The organism is Rhizobium sp. 05N430, assembly GCF_056396985.1.
In genome coordinates, this window is sequence record NZ_JBFTMO010000050.1 from 1 (window position 1) to 538 (window position 538).

At 60.9% G+C, this 538-nt stretch carries 2 protein-coding genes; both read left to right on the top strand.

What is annotated here, in order from left to right; genetic code table 11:
- Positions 1-273: chemotaxis protein CheW (locus AC1DJO_RS29860; protein WP_477974134.1), on the top strand; the 273-nt coding region annotated here is incomplete at its 5' end.
- The coding region (locus tag AC1DJO_RS29865) for a chemotaxis protein CheW (protein WP_477974135.1) at positions 270-538 on the top strand (269 nt) is incomplete at its 3' end. The genes AC1DJO_RS29860 and AC1DJO_RS29865, both read left to right, overlap by 4 nt.

Sequence of the window (538 nt, forward strand, 5' to 3'; positions counted from 1 at the left end):
CTTCGCGATCTGTTCCGCACCGGCACCAAGCCTGACGTTCACCAGAAGGTGGTGGTCATCTCGACCGGCACCGAGCGTGTCGGCCTCGTYGTCGATCAGATCATCGGCGACCACCAGACGGTCATCAAGTCGATGTCGAAGCTGCATGACGACGTTGCGACCTTCTCGGGCGCAACCATTCTCGGCGACGGCAGCGTCGCCCTCATTCTCGACGTCGGCCATCTGGTGGCCGCCGGTCAGCAACAGGAATCTCMGATGAGGGTGGCAGGATGAGTGCGGTAGCCGAGAGAGTGGAYCAGTTCTGGTCCTATGCCGACGAAGTCGAAGTTCTGACATTCGACATGAACGGCGAAACCTTCGCGCTCGAAGCCGTGATGGTCCAGGAAATCCTCGACCTTCTGCCTGAGACCGCCGTTCCCGGCGCTCAGTCCTTCGTGGCCAGCGTCATCAATTTTCGCGGCAAGGTCATCCCGCTTGCCGATCTGCGCCTCGCCTTCGGCATGGAAGCGACCGAAGCGACGATCGACAGCCGCATCAT